This window comes from Paraburkholderia bonniea (assembly GCF_009455625.1).
Taxonomy (GTDB): Bacteria; Pseudomonadota; Gammaproteobacteria; order Burkholderiales; family Burkholderiaceae; genus Paraburkholderia; species Paraburkholderia bonniea.
Genome location: NZ_QPEQ01000001.1, coordinates 2,048,780 through 2,064,984, shown reverse-complemented (window position 1 = coordinate 2,064,984; position 16,205 = coordinate 2,048,780). Strand labels below are relative to the sequence as shown.

The 16,205-nt window shown below is 57.9% G+C and carries 13 protein-coding genes and 1 pseudogene; 8 read left to right on the top strand and 6 right to left on the bottom strand.

The window, feature by feature from the left end:
* Positions 1–66 precede the first annotated feature (66 nt).
* Positions 67–438 carry a sugar ABC transporter ATPase gene (locus tag GH656_RS08960; protein WP_153075553.1) on the bottom strand — a complete coding sequence of 124 codons (372 nt, stop codon included), beginning with the start codon at positions 436–438 and terminating at the stop codon, positions 67–69.
* A 706-nt stretch (positions 439–1,144) separates the two neighbouring features.
* On the opposite strand from GH656_RS08960, the gene GH656_RS08955 reads away from it, so the two are divergent.
* Positions 1,145–1,657 carry a hypothetical protein gene (locus GH656_RS08955; RefSeq protein ID WP_153075552.1) on the top strand — a complete coding sequence of 171 codons (513 nt, stop codon included), beginning with the start codon at positions 1,145–1,147 and terminating at the stop codon, positions 1,655–1,657.
* 225 nt (positions 1,658–1,882) lie between these two features.
* Positions 1,883–2,646 (top strand): annotated as a pseudogene (locus GH656_RS08950) (IS5 family transposase).
* Positions 2,647–2,652: 6 nt separating this feature from the next.
* On the opposite strand, the gene GH656_RS08945 reads toward GH656_RS08950, so the two are convergent.
* Entirely contained in the window at positions 2,653–3,087 is a 435-nt protein-coding gene (locus GH656_RS08945) for a hypothetical protein (protein ID WP_153075551.1), read from the bottom strand.
* A gap of 354 nt (positions 3,088–3,441) precedes the next feature.
* On the opposite strand from GH656_RS08945, the gene GH656_RS08940 reads away from it, so the two are divergent.
* Positions 3,442–5,397 (top strand): PhoX family protein, encoded by a 1,956-nt coding sequence (locus tag GH656_RS08940; protein WP_153075550.1) that lies wholly within the window; start codon positions 3,442–3,444, stop codon positions 5,395–5,397.
* Between the two features lie 490 nt (positions 5,398–5,887).
* Here GH656_RS08940 and GH656_RS08935 read toward each other — a convergent pair whose 3' ends face one another.
* Together GH656_RS08935 and GH656_RS08930 are read right to left on the bottom strand one after the other, a co-directional pair.
* Positions 5,888–6,430 carry a hypothetical protein gene (locus GH656_RS08935; protein ID WP_153075549.1) on the bottom strand — a complete coding sequence of 181 codons (543 nt, stop codon included), beginning with the start codon at positions 6,428–6,430 and terminating at the stop codon, positions 5,888–5,890.
* A 176-nt stretch (positions 6,431–6,606) separates the two neighbouring features.
* Entirely contained in the window at positions 6,607–7,242 is a 636-nt protein-coding gene (locus GH656_RS08930; RefSeq protein ID WP_153075548.1) for a hypothetical protein, read from the bottom strand.
* A 579-nt stretch (positions 7,243–7,821) separates the two neighbouring features.
* Between GH656_RS08930 and GH656_RS08925 the strand changes: the two genes are divergently transcribed.
* On the top strand, positions 7,822–8,178 hold the full coding sequence (locus GH656_RS08925) for a hypothetical protein (RefSeq protein WP_153075547.1): 357 nt from the start codon (positions 7,822–7,824) through the stop codon (positions 8,176–8,178).
* A 419-nt stretch (positions 8,179–8,597) separates the two neighbouring features.
* Here the strand turns inward: GH656_RS08925 and GH656_RS08920 are convergent, their stop codons facing one another.
* Both GH656_RS08920 and fabI read right to left on the bottom strand, forming a co-directional pair.
* On the bottom strand, positions 8,598–9,161 hold the full coding sequence (locus tag GH656_RS08920; protein WP_153075546.1) for a hypothetical protein: 564 nt from the start codon (positions 9,159–9,161) through the stop codon (positions 8,598–8,600).
* 262 nt (positions 9,162–9,423) lie between these two features.
* Positions 9,424–10,215 (bottom strand): enoyl-ACP reductase FabI, encoded by a 792-nt coding sequence (gene fabI / locus GH656_RS08915; RefSeq protein ID WP_153075545.1) that lies wholly within the window; start codon positions 10,213–10,215, stop codon positions 9,424–9,426.
* Between the two features lie 188 nt (positions 10,216–10,403).
* Between fabI and GH656_RS08910 the strand changes: the two genes are divergently transcribed.
* The 4 genes from GH656_RS08910 to GH656_RS08895 all read left to right on the top strand — a co-directional run bounded on the left by GH656_RS08910 (position 10,404) and on the right by GH656_RS08895 (position 16,170).
* Positions 10,404–12,287 (top strand): extracellular solute-binding protein, encoded by a 1,884-nt coding sequence (locus tag GH656_RS08910; protein ID WP_425495858.1) that lies wholly within the window; start codon positions 10,404–10,406, stop codon positions 12,285–12,287.
* Positions 12,288–12,447: 160 nt separating this feature from the next.
* Positions 12,448–13,485, top strand: a complete 1,038-nt coding sequence (locus GH656_RS08905) for a microcin C ABC transporter permease YejB (protein WP_153075543.1) — start codon at positions 12,448–12,450, stop codon at positions 13,483–13,485.
* Position 13,486: 1 nt separating this feature from the next.
* Positions 13,487–14,554, top strand: a complete 1,068-nt coding sequence (locus GH656_RS08900; RefSeq protein ID WP_153075542.1) for an ABC transporter permease — start codon at positions 13,487–13,489, stop codon at positions 14,552–14,554.
* Positions 14,551–16,170, top strand: a complete 1,620-nt coding sequence (locus GH656_RS08895) for an ABC transporter ATP-binding protein (protein WP_153075541.1) — start codon at positions 14,551–14,553, stop codon at positions 16,168–16,170. The genes GH656_RS08900 and GH656_RS08895 overlap by 4 nt, the downstream gene beginning before the upstream one ends.
* The last annotated feature ends 35 nt before the right edge of the window (positions 16,171–16,205 follow it).

The following is a 16,205-nucleotide window of genomic DNA, read 5'->3' as shown; positions in this document are numbered from 1 at the left end:
GCTTGGCGCGTTTGGGGTATGCGGGATGTTTTGGATGCCTGAGATGTTCTGCCTGGCCCGGATTATTCAGGTCGTGCAGCGCGCGATATTGAAGCGCATTTCGGGCTCAGGCGGATCTTCGGGGGCATTGGCCGGGTGCAGCACTTTGACGACCGCGCCATAGCCCGATCCTGCTGGCGTGAGCGTCACCCAGTACGCCGGGTTGGAGTTCGCACCTACGGTGATTTCGGTCGTGCTGCCGGTGTTGGCGCTCTGAGCCCGCGCCAGGCGGCTGGTCAGGCAGTTGACGATGGCAGCTGGGGAGCGCGCCGAGCTGATATGCATCATCGGCTTGGCAGCGCTGTCCGCGCGCGCTGCCGGCCCGGGTGAACCACAGGCACTGAGCAGCAGGGCAGCGGCAATGGCAGTGGCGAACGGCACAGGCAATGGACGTGTCATGGTGGGCAATGGGGCGGTTGAAGGACCGGTGAGCGCAGCGAAACTGAGGCGCAGTATAGCGGCGCACGAGCGGCGCTGACATGTTCCACGGGCCGGCAACATATGCCGCGATGCAGCCTGCGAGCCACGGTGCACCTTTTTGTACCTCTTTGAATCTCTCAGAGATCTCCTTGAGTTTCCCTGAACCAGCCAGACCATGCCCCGGCGGGGCACCAGGGCTTAAGCCCAACGCCAGCCAGCAGCACAGCCACAGCCACAGCCACAGCCACAGCCACAGCCACAGCCACAGCCACAGCCACAGCCACAGCCACAGCCACAGCCACAGCCACAGCCACAGCCACAGCCACAGCCAGCGGCCACAGCCAGCAGCCAGCAGCCAGCAGCCAGCAGCCAGCAGCCAGCAGCCAGCAGCCACAGCCAGCAGCCAGCAGCCAGCAGCCAGCAGCCAGCAGCCAGCAGCCAGCAGCCAGCAGCCAGCAGCCAGCAGCCAGCAGCCAGCAGCCACAGCCACAGCCACAGCCACAGCCACAGCCACAGCCACAGCCACAGCCACAGCCACCGCCACCGCCACCGCGTGATCGCCCTTATCCCCTTGGCCAGCATGCAAGCCATAACCAAGCCAGACCCGTTTCAAGCGAGGGTGGGGCGGGTAGAATCCAGCGCTTCGGCGCGGCTCCACGCGTCCCCACTTCAGAACTCCCCCGCCATGACCGACGCCTCTGCCAACTTCTCCGATCACGCTTCTGCCGACTCACCTGAAACCGTGCGTGAGCCCCGTCTCTGGCGCGATGGCGGCTGGACCGCCCAGGTGATGAAGAACGACAGTGACGACGGCTGGGCAGTGGCCATGATTAAAGATGGCGAGCGCGAACCTGCGCTGATCGGCCCATGGACCATGGGCCGCGACAAGAAAAACCCCAAACCACTCGATACCGGGGCCTTCAACACGCTGGTCAAAACCGCGTCCGAGGTGTTAAGGCGTCATGAGCAGCAACTGCATGCGCTGCTGCATAAACGCTTGAACGTGAGCACGGCGGAGCAAGGCGAGATCAGCGTGACGCTGCAGATTGTCCCGGACGAGGACGACCCCTATGCGCTGCTAAGCGCATTTGATGCGCTGGGCGATCAGCTGGCGCAAATTCGCGTCATGCCCAGCTTCAAGCTGAACCAGGCGAGTGCCGCAGCATGGATCGAGCGCGATTTTGCCCGGATGGATTAACGCCAGGGTAACAAGGGGCGGCAGCGTAGCGGCATCAAGCGTGCAACTACTCCGCCGCCTTGCAGGTTGCGGCGATTTCAGCGTTTGAATTGCCGGTACAGCATGTTTCATGCCTGAAACGATTAACTCGATTAAGAGTCGCTAACCCAACTTAGGCATTAGGCGATGCGCGCCGTATCCTGGCGGCATGACAAGCCGAAAAATCAGTAAAGAGTATGGGTAGCCCTGGAAGCGTTGATTCCGGCGTTCACGCCATCGCCGAAAGGCGGTCGCAGACGCACGGTTGACGAGCAGGCTGCATTGAACGGCATTCTGTATGTCCTGCAAACCGGTATTGCCTGGGAAGAGCTGCCGCAGGAACGGGGTTTCGGTAGCGGCATGACCTGCTGGTGACGTTTGCGGGGCTGGCAGGCCGCGGGCATGTGGGACAAGCTGCATCAGGCGATGCTTCGCTGGTTGCGCGAGCATGACCAGATTGACTGGGGACGGGCCAGCGTGGATGCGGCCAGCGTTGCCAGCCCCCGGGGGGCCAGGAAACGGGCCCCAACCCGGCGGACAGGGGCAAGCCCAGGATGAAACGACACCTCGTCGTAGATGCAGAGGTGTTCCGCTGGCGCTCACGGTGACGGGCGCGAACCGGCACGATTCGATGGCGTTCGAGCGCACGGTTGATGCGATATCTGCAGTGCCGGGCCTGAGTGGCCAGCCCCGCAAAGGTCCGGACAAGCTGCATGCGGACAAGGGCTACGACTTCGCCCGCTGCAGGCAGTCTCTGAAACAGCGCGGGATCACGACGCGCATTGCCCGGCGTGGCGTCGAGAGCAAAGAACGGCTGGGCTGGCATCGCTGGGTCGTTGAGCGCGCCCATGCCTGGTTTGCTGGTTTCGCCAAATTGCATTCGCTTCGAGCGGCGTCTCGACATTTATGCTGCGTTGCTCTCCCTTGCTGTTGCCGTTATCTGCTCGCGCTTCGTTGATGACTTGTGTTAGCGGCGCTTAAACCAGGCTCTCCAAGGGCACGTCCTCGCCCATGGTGTTAATGTATTCCGGCATTTCCTCTGCAGTTTGATTCATCTCACGTTTAAGCAGGACAATTAAAAATCCGAGGCAAATAATCGAAAACGACAGGCACACGGTCGCTAACATATTTTTGGTTACATATTCTTCACTGGAAGTATCGTGCACCGCCTTGTCAAGGCTGTATTTGCCGCTCAGGATGTAAATCCCGGCGCTCATCAGCGTGCCGGATGCTACAAACCCACCTGCGATCGGCGCGGCATGCTGTTTAAGTGTTTTTGTGACAATCGCCAATTTCCGTTGACTGAAAAAGCTAGATTTTTTTATTGAAGTAGACAGTGTTTGCAAATTTTCTTTTAGTGGTGTTTTTTCGGTGCTAGTTGTATTAATGGATCGAGCCGGATTAAACATCATCACGCCTTTTTAAAATATAAATAATGAGTTAATGCATAAAATAACGAGAAAATAAATAATTCTGCGGAATTTAATAATAATATACAGCGAATACCTTGAATGCGATTTGCCGTGTTAAGTAACAGAAATGAATCAATCGTTCCATGTCACGGCGCTGAATGTGTTGCTCCGTCAAAAAACTTTCACATTGGCTTCGTAGAATGGCCTGGCGTGATGCGGCTGCCCGCTCCCGCTGGAGCGGGGTTGAGCGGTTGTACTAGCGGTGTGCTCCGGGTGGGGGTCAGGGCAGGTCTGCGTCATGCTGTGCAGAACACTTCCATTGCTTCCATTCCCTCCCCACTGGACCCGGACAACATGGCTGAACAGCCCGATTTCTCTCGCCGTAAAGCACTCAAACTCCTCTCGGGCGCGCCGCTGCTGCCGTTCGGGGGCTTCGCCAGCGCTGCGTTTCTCGCGGGTTGTGGCGGCAACGAGGTCAGCGCAGGGGCCACGCCCCAGCCGGTAGCAAATTTCGTTTCGGCGTCGTTTGCCGGCATGACCGCGCCCAATCTCGAACATCCCGCCGCGATGGCTCAAACCACCGTCGGCTCAAGCCTGACGCTGAATTTCAGCGATGGCAGCCAGCGCGTTTGCAAGCTCGCCTACCAGCCGTTTTTCATCACCGGCGATCAGGTATCGGATGGGGCCGGCGGCACGATTCTCACGGGCGGTTACTTCGATATTCACAACCAGCCGATCATCGACCGCTCGGTGCCCGGGCAGGAACGCCAGTTTTTCTCCGATTGCCCAGATGGCAGTTCGCTGATCCGTCTTGACCACACCACGGTAAAAGGCATCAGCGGCAACCCGGTGTTCGCGGTGGTCCAGTTTGAATACGCCACCCGCGACCAGAGCGCTGCTTCGGTGTACGGCCAGTTGCCCTCACCAATCGCGGTGCTAACGCTGGACCAGAATCCCGCCACCGGCGAGCTCAAGCTAGTCGCCTACCGCAACGTCGATACCTCAGGCGCGCATGGGCTGTGGATTACCTGCGGCGCGAGCCTCTCACCCTGGAACACGCATTTATCGAGCGAGGAATATGAACCGGACGCCAGCACGATTGCCAGCAACAGCCAGTTCAAGGCCTTCAGCCGCAACCTGTACGGCGACGAAACCACGGCCAACCCGTATCACTACGGCCATTTGCCCGAAGTCAGCGTGAACCCGGATGGCACCGGGCGCGTGACCAAGCATTACTGCCTGGGACGGATCTCGCACGAACTGATTCAGGTGATGCCAGATCAGCGCACCGTGCTGATGGGCGACGACGCGACCAATGGCGGCCTGTTTATGTTTATCGCTGACCAGAAGGCTGATCTTTCGGCTGGGACACTTTATGTGGCCCAGTGGCTGCAGCAGCGTTCCGCTGGTGCTGGAGCGGCCACGCTCAGGTGGATTCGCCTCGGGCATGCCAGCAGCGCCGAAATCGAAGCACTGGCCGATCGCCTCAGCGCCGCCGACATCATGGATGTGGCCGTCAAAGATCCGGGCGATTCGAGCTTCACGAAAATTCACTACAACGGCACCTTGAACTGGATTCGCGTGAAGCCAGGCATGACCCAAGCCGCGACCTTTCTGGAAACCCACCGTTACGCCGCGCTGGCAGGCGGCAGCATGGGTTTCACCAAACTCGAAGGCACGACGGTGAACCTGCGCGACAAGGTGCTGTACTCCGCGATGTCGCGCATCGAGAAGTCGATGGTGCGAGGCCACGCAGCGTCGAGCGACGTGGCGCTAGACCGGGCGATCAGCGCTGGCGCGGTGTATGCGCTGAATCTGAAGGGCGCTCAACAAGACACGCAGGGCACCACCATCGACAGCGACTGGGTGCCGGTGGACATGAGCGCGCCCGCTGCGCTGGTTGGCGAAGATCTGGCCACGGCTGATGCATTGGGCAACCTGGCCAATCCAGAGCGCATCGCCAATCCAGACAACCTGAAGTTCTCGGAAAAACTGCGCACGCTGTTTATTGGCGAAGACAGCAGCCTGCACGTGAACAATTTTCTGTGGGCCTACAACGTCGACAGCCAAACCCTGACGCGGGTGCTGTCCTGTCCGGCGGGGGCGGAGTCGACCGGCCTGCACGCGGTGGATGAGATGAACGGCTGGACCTATGTGATGAGCAATTTCCAGCACGTCGGCGATTGGGAGAGCCCGTTGCACGACAAGGTCAAGGCGACGCTTGATCCATTGGTGCGAGCAAATTACAAGGATCGCTTTGGCGCAGCGGTGGGGTATTTAACGGCTGAGCCGACGGCGCTCAAGCTTTAAAAACTGGTGCACGATCTTTTGCGCAACAGCAGGAAAAACGCCAGATAGATGAACTGCGAGCGGATGCTGCATGTCCGCTCGCAGTTCTTTCAGAACCGTCGATTCTTCTCCCATCACACAAAACCGCGTTCGACAATCCAGCGCTTGGGGCATGACCTTGACGGCATGCTGCTCGCTATGCCTGATGCCTGGCCATTGGCGCTTGCCGCTTGACAGCCTGGGCACAGCAGGCACAGCACCACGCACCACATTTCATACAGAGCTGCGCTGCGGGGCTTGGTGCGTTTGCGCGCCTGGCTCCAGGGGCGGAAGTCTGTTCGAACTTTTCACGGTTCATGCTGCCTGGATACGGGTTCTTTTCTTGTGCAGCCACAAAAGCGGTGCTGCTTGGGAGAAATCGTGAAAGGGTTCCAGAAACTGTTTGAACAAACAGGCGCGTGCAGCACGTCGCCGCTATCTAATCGTTCAGGATGGAGTTGTTAGCATAACGTCATGATTTTTGTTCAGGTAATGATGGTCGTGGTTGCAAAAATTTACCGTTAGAAACAGTGATTTCTATATTAGGTATTTTTGCTTTTAAATCGTGAAGGGCTTGGGAGATTTTTTCTGAGGGAATTCTGTGTTTCAAAGGGATTTCAGTATGATCGATTTTTGCTTTCGAGAGATTTAGGGTGGTTAATGAGGGGTATTTTCCCAGCTGCTCTATTATGTATAGATAATCAAGTTGCTGAAATTGGCATCCGGATAAATTAAGCTTGGTAAGGTTGGAGGGAGACGTTATGTGAAACTGCAGGATGTCGGCCAGATGATTCATTTCTGCCGAGGAGGCATTGCAATACTCGAGGCTGACCGGGATTTTAATGCCGGGCTTGTCAATTAGAGTCGTATCAAAAGCTGTTATTAGCAGGCTGATAGGTGACATGTAGAGTTTAGGGTTTTTCCATAGTCTCAGGTCGAGATATTCCGGATTGATTTTTTTAATAATTTCTGCGTTAATTTTATGAAAATAATTAAACTTGGCACGCTCGGACATTGTAGATATATCGAAAAAACTCCGGGAGTCTTCTGGGTCTAGGTTAACTGTTTTTTTGTAAATGTAATGTGCCAGATGGTTGGTGATTGAGTTTTTATTTTCAATTTTATTTAAGATTAATTTTAAACTCGGTATGGTTACGGTATTTTTGATGAAATGGCTCGCCAGTCTCAGGTTCAGGAGCTCTTTTGGATTGAAATTTTCGGGTTAAATATTGCGTTTATTATATTGATGCTTTCTATGTAGGGGAGTGTTTCTTTGGTAATATTATTTACAGTATTTTTGATGTAACTAGCGCGGCGGGCTGTGTTTAACTTTTGGTTAATTTCGTATTTTATAATTTCATCGAAATTTATTTCAAGTTTTTTGTTGTTTTTTGAATTTTTTGGAGTGTAATTTTTTAGAAGAGTTTGAGTGTCGTGAGAAATTTTTGAATAGTTGGCAAGATCACTTTGGGTGGAGTTTTCGGACAATATTTTGAGGATGGTGTCCTGGTTTTCAATTATAGGAAGTTTTCCTGCTGGCTGAGCATTGCGCGTGCTATTGGCTTCTGGATTAATGTTGTATTCAATAAGTGCTTTCAGATTAACGCCAAATTTTATATCAGTCTGGGTTGCTCTATTGCATTTCGGTGCAGGTGTTTCCTCGGCGAAGATTTTTCCTGAAACAAGTTTATATGTGTCTGTTAATGCCGCTCGTAGGTTGCTGCTGTAACTGGAGGAGGTAGCCGGATTGGAATTTTGTGGTGATTCGTTGCCTGTCACTATGCCGTTGTTATTAAATCCTGGAATGCGCAATGATGATAAAGACATAATTGTTTAATGTGGTGGGTAAGTTGGCTAAGTAACCCGGCGACCTTATTCGTTCCCTAAATTTCTCACCAACCAACCAATAAATAACCAATAAACAGCCTGTTGTTCACAGCACGCCATTCCACACAAGTCAGCTCTGACTGAGCTCGCGCGCCAACCTGATGCTGGCGGTGAGATCCATCACACGCTGTAGCCTCTGCCAGATCGCCTCAATGCGGGTTCATCGCCGCTCTTTTTGCCTGGAAGCCGCCGAGGATCACGACCAGCCGGACGGCTTCGTTTAGAACCCGGTGGCGTCTCAGACGGTGTCTTCCGGCTCAGGATGAACGCTGCGCGCGATTCATTGGGCTCGAACCGCCGTTGCGTGTCGAGGTGAGGGCAGGGGCGTCGCCAGAGCAAAAGCCGCCATGGCTTTACGCTGCGCCAATCGCGCAGCATTCCAGCCCAATGTAACCAGACGTAACGTCTGTGCCGGGTAGGTACCGTTAAGCATCATTTATTACAAAGCTGAAATACGTTGTGGCTGAACGCGGGCTATATTCCAGCCCACAACAGACAACTGCAACGAAGGGGAAATACATGAAAGCAACGCATCTTGCTTTGTGGCTGCTAGGGGGCCTGACGCTTGGCCTGACGAATCCTGCAGCAGCCAGTGGCTTGAACGTGGGCATCAACATTGGCGTGCCCGCCCCGGTGTATGTCGCACCACCGCCACCGGCTTATTACCAGCCCCCACCGGTTTATGTCGCACCGGTTTACGGCGGTGCGCCCGTGATCGTGATCGGCTGGCACGGCGACCGTTACTGGGACGGCCGCCGCTACTGGAGCCGCAACGACTGGTATCGCCAAAACGGCGGCGACCGCTGGCGCGGCAAGCGGAACAAGCATGACGAGCACGGTCACGGCAACCGTGGCCGCCACAATGGGCATCACTGAATAAGCATCACTGACGATGGTGGATTACGTCCGCACAATCATTGCCCGATCCTGCTATAGGTTGCGGCTGATGTGAGGAGGAGAAACCGCAGGCCGTTCCTGCGGTTTGCATGGCCGAAACGCCCGATGCATTTCATCGGGCGTTTTGTTTGTGCGCCCAGCATGGGCGCACTCTTGTGGGTGCAAGGGTGCATGCCCCACCGCGAGTTGATGACAGCGAGCGAAGCGCAATTGCCTTGCTATCCGGGCGCGCATTAGCAACCTTGGCGCTGCCGGTTCGAACTTCAATCTCAATGGCTCGATCTCAACAGGCATAGCGGGCGCAACGAGCGGACGCAACGAGCAAGCGTAATCGCACGAGGATGAGCCGGGTGTCTTTGGCTTACCGCTGATGCCAGATTGGGGCGGTTGGTGGCTGGCTAGGAAGACGTGATCTGAATGTTTTTGACGCCTGGAATCTGGAGATACAGGACGTAGACCTCGTTTCGATCAGCGGGGGGAATACCGGGAAGACAGAGGTATGTTTCGGCAATGTAGTTTTTGTTGTCAGCCGAGATCATGTGATCAGCGAGTTGCTTTTTAACGAAAGCAGTTTTGCTGGCGAGGGTGACATCGGGATCGGCCAGATGTGTTTCGGCTTCGTGCCGGATCAACGCTTTATTAACCCTGCTCAGAATCTGGTCAGTGTCCTGTCCAGCGTTTTGTGGCGCTTCATTGGTGACGGCGAGACCCGCCATCTGACGTTCAATCCCGTTCAGAGGGTCAAAATTGGCGTTGAGTTCTCTGGCAGTCTGCATGAGGCTTCGAAGAGCTTGCCGCACCGGATTGGTGTCCGCGTTGCCTGCACGAGGCCCATCTGCACGGCCTTGCTGGGGACGCCGCCCTCCGAGTCCGTTACCTGGGTTGTTTTCCGTTCCTCCATCCGTGGACGTGGTTGGCAATTGTGAGCCGCTAGGGCGGTTAGGGTTAAGGTTGTTGCTCATCTGGTGATCTGTTTGCTGTTGAGTAGGGGTGCTCTAAGTAACGACTCTGCCGATTTGGTTCCTTGCCGGGAAGATTGATGCCTCGGTCAAGTTATTTCGGAACACAAAATAGATTATTTGAGTGCCGCCCCATAAAAAAACACCCTGAATTGTCAGGCTGGGGCCCAACGATTCAGGGTGCTGTTTTCACTTTTCACTTTTCACTTCGACGCGCAGCAGCCAGGCTCATTAGTCAAGCCACGCAGCCACGCGCTGAGCCGTGTTATTCCGCGGCTGCCGCCATTCCGCCGACGACGGCATTAAAGCCGCTATCCACGTGAATCATTTCCGCTGTCACGCCTGCGGCGAGATTCGAGAGCAAAAAGGCCGCGGTGTTGCCGACTTGCTCGATCGTCACGTTGCGCTTGAGCGGGGCATTGTGTTCCACGAATTCCAGAATCTTGCCGAAGCCCTTGATGCCGCTTGCCGCCAGCGTCTTGATCGGGCCCGCCGAAATGCCATTCACCCGCACTCCCTTGACCCCAAGCGAAACCGCCAGATAACGCACACTGGCTTCAAGCGATGCTTTGGCAAGGCCCATCGTGTTGTAGTTCGGAATCGCCCGTTCGGCCCCGAGATAGCTCAGCGTGAGCAGCGAGGCATCCTGGGTCAGCAGCGGCTGGGCAGCTTTGGCAAGGGCGGCAAAGCTGTAAGCGGAAATATCGTGCGCGATGCGGAAGTTCTCACGCGTCATGCCATCGAGAAAATCGCCCGCAATGGCTTCGCGCGGCGCAAAACCGATTGAATGGACCAACCCGTCGAGACCATCCCAGTGCTGTCCCAGCGCGGCGAAGAGGGCGTCGATCTGGGCGTCGTCAGCGACGTCGCACGGAAACACCAGCGTGCTGCCGAACTCAGTGGCGAACTCAGTAATACGCTCCTTGAAGCGCTCGCCGACATAGGTGAACGCCAGTTCTGCGCCTTCGCGTTTGCAGGCTTGAGCGATGCCATAAGCGATTGACCGGTTCGACAGCAAGCCAGTCAGCAAGATTCGTTTGCCAGCAAGGAAACCCATGAAATCTCCAGATAGAATCGGCGCACCATCGAATGCGGCGCGCAGGACGGGCGGAATTCTCTCACACCGTCATTGCCCCTCTGACTAACAAGGCACCCATGACCATTGGCTTGCGCTGGGCTCACCCGGTTGGCGCACTTCGTTGCGTTAGCGCTTTTTTATCTCCGTATCCTGAATTTATGCGCCTTATGCCTTTCATACCTCTCATGCGCCGCCTGAGTTGGGCCACGGCCGGCTACAGGCTGGCGCTGGCGCTATTGAGCACAGCGCTGGCGCTGAACCTGCTGGCACTCAGCCCGCCTGTTCAGGCGGCGCATGCGATCGCACAATATGGCACCCCGAAATATCCGGCTGGTTTCAAGCATTTCGCTTATGTCAATCCGGCAGCGCCGAAAGGCGGCACGCTGGTGCTGGCGAATCCCAGCCGCCTGACGAGTTTCGACAAGTTCAATCCGTTTACGCTGCGCGGCAGCGCCGCTCCTGGCATTGACCTGCTATTTGAAAGTTTGCTGACCAGCAGCGCGGATGAGCCCGCTTCCGCGTATGGCCTGCTGGCTGACGATGTGCAGGTGGCAGCCGATGGCCTGTCGGTGGTGTTTCATCTGCATCCCGACGCGCGCTTTGCTAATGGCGACCGGGTGAGCGCGGCGGATGTCAAGTTTGCGCTCGACACCCTCAAGAGCGCGCAGGCTGCGCCGCAATACGCGGCGTACTTTAGCGAGATCAAGCAGGCGGTGGTGCTGGATCCTCAGACCATCCGTTTTGATTTTCGCCAGCGTAACCGGGAGTTGCCGCTGCTCGCCGGCGCGATGCCGGTGTTTTCGCGCAAGTGGGGCATGCGGGCCGATGGCAGCCGGATTGGGTTCGATCAACTGGCGTTCGAGGTGCCCATCGGCAGCGGACCGTATCAGATCGAGCATTACCGCGACGGACGCACCATCACCTACCGGCGTGATCCGCACTACTGGGGCAATGCGTTGCCGGTGCGGGTGGGCAGCTACAACTTCGAGCGCATTACCTACAAGCTGTATTCCGATGAAGTCGCGCGGCGCGAGGCCTTCAAGGCGGGGGAGTACGACGCGATGGTCGAATACATCGCGCGTAGCTGGGTGCGGCGCGATGTGGGCAAGCCGTTTGATCGCGGCGAACTCATCAAGCGCGAATTTCCACAACGCAATGGCTCGGGCATGCAAGGTTATGTGCTGAACCTGCGCCGGCCGATGTTTCAGGATGCGCGGGTGCGCCGCGCGCTTGATCTGGCGTTCGATTTCGAATGGCTTAACCGGCAGCTTTTTTATGGCCAGTACCAGCGTTTGGACAGCTTCTTTGCCAACACTGATTTTCAGGCGAAGGGTTTGCCGTCGGCGGGAGAGCTCGCGTTGCTCGCGCCGTGGCGAGCACAGCTCGATCCGGCCGTGTTCGGCCCACCGCCGGTGCAGCCCGATACCGACGCGCCAGGCTCGTTGCGCGCCAACCTGCTGCAAGCGCGTGCGCTGCTGGCGCAGGCGGGCTGGACATACCGCGATGGCGCATTACGCAACGCCCAAGGCCAGCCATTCACGTTCGAGATTCTGGATGACACCAGCTCCGCCGCGAATATGGAGCCCGTCGTCGCGCCTTATATCCGCAACCTGAAAAAATTGGGCATTCAGGTGAGCTTCCGCGCGGTTGATTTCGCGCTGTATCAAAAGCGGCTCGATGCGTTTGATTTCGACGTCACGTCGATCCGCTACGCCCCTAGCGGCCCGATCCCCGGCACCGAGCAGGTTGACCGCTTTGGCAGCAAAGCGGCTAGCCAACCCGGCTCGGGCAATCTGTCGGGCCTGAATTCGCCGGTGGTTGATGCGCTGCTGCAAGCGCTGGTGCGGGCGCAAACGCCTGAGCAACTGTTGGACGCCGCGCACGCGCTCGACCGGGTCTTGCTGCATGGCTACTATGTCGTGCCGCACTGGTTCAGCGCGCTGCACCGGGTGGCGTACCGGCGCGGCCTCGCCTGGCCGCAGACTTTGCCGCTGTACTATGCGGCGGGCGACTGGATCACCTCCACCTGGTGGTTCACGCCTGCGCGTTGAGGCCTTGCCTTGGGTGAGTTGCCTTGGTTGAGTTGCCTGAATCGAGCTGAGTTGCGTTGACTTGAGTCGTGTTGAGGCTCGCGCTTTAAGCCCCCGCGTTGAACGCACTTTTTGCCGCCCCGTGCGGCATCATTTTTAATCGCACTTCTAATGGCCGCCTATGTGGAGCTATGTCCTGAAACGCGTGTTGCTGATGATTCCGACGCTGCTTGGCGTGCTGACGCTCACCTTCGTGGTGATCCAGTTTGTGCCAGGCGGCCCGGTCGAACAGGCGCTGCATGATTTGCGCCAAGGCACGGAGCAGGGCGCGCCGTTTGGCTTGCGCACGCACAACGGGGTTGATGCGCAGCAAATCGCGCAGCTCAAGGCGCTCTACGGTTTCGACAAGCCGCCGCTGGAGCGTTACTGGCTGATGCTCAAGCGCTTCGCTAGCTTCGACCTCGGGCAAAGCTACTTTCGCCATCAAAGCGTGTGGTCGCTGATCGTATCGAAACTGCCAGTGTCGATCAGTCTGGGCTTATGGACTTTCTTTCTGACCTATCTGATATCCGTGCCGCTCGGGATTGCGAAAGCAGTGCGCAACGGCTCCCGTTTCGATCTCGTTACCAGCCTCGTGGTGCTGGTGGGTTACGCGATTCCAGGTTTCGTGCTGGGCGTGCTGCTGCTGGTGCTGTTTGGTGGCGGCTCGTTCTTGCAGTTGTTTCCATTGCGCAATCTCACCTCGGATGACTGGGCGCAGTTCAGCCTCCTGCACAAGATCACGGACTATCTCTGGCACATCACGCTACCCGTCGTGGCCTCGCTGGTGGGCAGTTTCGCGGTGGTCACGATGCTGACCAAAAACGCTTTTCTCGACGAAATCCGCAAGCAGTACGTGCTGACGGCCCGCGCCAAAGGCTTGCCAGAGCGCCAGGTGCTGTGGAAGCACGTGCTGCGCAACGCGTTGCTGCCGTTGATCGTCGGGTTTCCCGCAGCCTTTATCGGCGCGTTTTTCACTGGCAGCTTGCTGATCGAAACCCTGTTCTCGCTCGATGGTCTGGGCCTGTTGTCTTATGAATCGGTGGTGCGGCGGGATTACCCCGTGGTGCTGGGCACGCTGTATCTGTTCACGCTGATTGGTCTGGCGACCAAGCTAGTGTCGGACCTGTGTTACGTCTGGGTCGATCCGCGCATCCAGTTCGAACAGCTGGAGCGCTGAGATGACGCCAATCCATACGGCTGCAGCCCATTCTCCCGCCCGCCGGGTCTGGCAACGTTTTCGCCAGCAGCGCCTTGGCTACTGGAGCCTGATCGTTTTCGTCGTGGCGTTTGTGCTGAGCCTCGCTGGTCCGCTCTGGTCCAATGACCGGCCGCTGGTGGTGCGCTATGACGGCCAGTTTTATTTTCCGCTCGTCAAGAACTATCCGGAAACCACCTTTGGCGGTGATTTCCCCACGCCTACCGATTATCTGGATCCCTACATTCGCCAGCGCTTTGACGCGCCAGGTAATTTCGCGCTGTATCCGCTTAACCCGTACTACTACGACACGCTGAACTATTTTTCTGGCGCGCCGAATCCTGCGCCGCCATCACGGGAAAACTGGCTGGGCACGGATGACCGTGGCCGCGATCTGGTGGCACGGCTGCTGTATGGGTTTCGCGTATCGGTGCTGTTTGGTCTCGCGCTGAGCGCGATTGGCACCGTGCTTGGGATGCTGGCGGGCGCGCTGCAAGGTTATTTCGGTGGGCGAACGGATTTGGCCGGGCAGCGTTTGATCGAGATCTGGAGCGCGATGCCGGAGCTGTATCTGCTGATTATTTTTGCCTCGATCTTTGAGCCCGGTTTTATCTTGCTGATCGTGCTGCTGTCGCTGTTTGGCTGGATTGGCCTGTCTGATTACGTGCGCGCCGAATTTTTACGCAATCGCCAGCAAGACTACGTGCGGGCCGCGCGGGCCATGGGCTTGTCGCACTGGCAGATCATCTGGCGCCATGTGCTACCCAATAGCCTGACGCCAGTCATTACGTTTTTGCCGTTCCGCATGAGCGGCTCGATTCTGGCGCTCACCAGCCTCGATTTTCTTGGCCTCGGTGTGCCGTCACCGACGCCAAGCCTGGGTGAATTGCTGGCCCAGGGCAAAGCGAATCTCGATGCGTGGTGGATCGCGCTGTCGACGTTCAGCGTGCTGGTTCTGACGCTGCTGCTGCTGACCTTTATGGGCGACGCGCTGCGCAACGCACTCGATACCCGGATGGCGACGCCGGCGGGCACGGGAGGCCGGCGATGAACACCGCTCGGATATCAGGCAGCACGCCTTTACTGGAACTCGATCATCTGCGGGTGAACTTTGGCTCGACCGTGGCGCTGAACGAGGTCACGCTGGCGATCGGGCACGGTGAGCGGGTCGCGCTGGTGGGGGAGTCCGGTTCGGGCAAGAGCGTGACGGCGCTGGCCATTCTCCGGCTACTGCATGACGCGCAGATACAAGGCGCGATCCGCTTTAACGGCACGGATTTGCTGAGCCAGAGCGAGCGCGAGATGCGCGCGCTGCGCGGCGCTGAAATAGCGATGATCTTCCAGGAGCCGATGAGCGCGCTCAATCCGCTGTATACGATTGGCGCGCAGATCGCGGAAACCATCGTGCTGCACGACGGCGTGTCACTGGCTGAAGCCTGCCGCCGCGCAGTGGCATTGCTGGCGCGCACGGGCATTGCCGATCCCGGCCAGCGCGTGAACAGCTATCCGCATCAGCTTTCGGGCGGCCAGCGTCAGCGCGCGATGATTGCGATGGCGCTGGCGTGCCGCCCGCGTTTGCTGATCGCCGATGAGCCGACCACCGCGCTGGACGTGACGATCCGGGCGCAGATCGTCGAGCTGCTGCTGGAGCTGCAACGCGACGAAGCACAACAGCGCGGCATGGCGGTGCTGCTGATTACCCATGACCTGAATCTGGTGCGCCGCTTTGCCCAGCGGGTGGCGGTGATGGAGCAGGGCGTGCTGGTTGAAAGCGGAACCGTGGAGCAGGTTTTCACCGCGCCACAGCATCCGTACACCCGGCGCTTGCTGCAGAGCCATCCTGAGCGCGCGGTACAGCCAGTGGCACCCGGCGCGCCAGTGTTGCTTGAGGCTCGTGATGTTTCGGTCGAATTCCGCACTCGCTTGCCAGGTTTGCAGGGCTGGTGGCGCACGGGACGTTTCAGCGCGCTTGAGCGGGTCAGCCTTAGCGTGCGCGAAGGCGAGACGCTCGGCATCGTGGGCGAATCCGGTTCTGGCAAATCAACCCTGGCGCTGGCCTTGCTGGGGCTGCAGCGCACGGCACATGGCACGCTTGAATTTCAGGGACGGGCGCTGGCGAGCTACCGGGGGCGTGCGCAAACGCTGCTGCGCTCAACCATGCAGGTGGTGTTTCAGGACCCGTTTAGTTCACTGTCGCCACGCCAGACTATCGAGCAGATCGTAGGTGAAGGGCTGGCCTTGCATCAGCCGCAGCTCAGCAAACAGGCGCGGCGCGAGCGGGTGATGCAACTGCTGGGCGAGGTGGGGCTGGATAGCGCGGCGCTGCAACGCTATCCGCATGAGTTTTCCGGAGGGCAGCGCCAGCGCATTGCGATTGCCCGGGCCTTGGTGCTGGAGCCACGTTTGCTAATCCTGGATGAGCCTACGAGCGCGCTGGATGTGTCGATCCAGCAGCAAGTGCTCAAGCTGCTGCAACGGCTGCAGCAGAAATACAACCTGGCCTACGTCTTTATTAGCCATGACCTGGAGGTTATCCGGGCGATGGCGCATCGCGTCGTCGTGATGCAAAACGGCTTGATTGTCGAGGCCGGGGAGGTTGAGCAGATTTATGCTGCACCGACGCATGCCTATACCCGAAAACTCCTCGCGGCAGGCCTTGGGCGGTGATTCCAGTTAATGAGGCAAGTATCCCGATTGTATTT